The following is a 227-nucleotide window of genomic DNA, read 5'->3' on the forward strand; positions in this document are numbered from 1 at the left end:
GATTTAGCAAGGATCGGCTGTGTGTTGGCGATGGATGGACGTAACCCCGAAACAGATGAACAAATTATCCCTGTAGATGTCGCTCGTATTTGTAAAACGTTTATGGTGACATGTGGAATGTATAATGCATCGGGGGAGTTTGCGATTAATGTCGGTATTCCAGCAAAAAGTGGAGTAGCAGGAGGGATTATGGGTTCAATTCCTAAAAAATGTGGCATTGGCATATT

The 227-nt window shown here is 42.7% G+C and carries 1 protein-coding gene; it reads left to right on the forward strand.

Annotated features, from left to right (window positions below; genetic code table 11):
- A partial coding sequence (locus tag NLF92_RS13930) for a glutaminase (protein WP_254102875.1) occupies nucleotides 1–227 on the forward strand: 227 nt, incomplete at both ends.

It is taken from the genome of Opacimonas viscosa (assembly GCF_024199005.1).
Classification (GTDB): domain Bacteria; phylum Pseudomonadota; class Gammaproteobacteria; order Enterobacterales; family Alteromonadaceae; genus Opacimonas; species Opacimonas viscosa.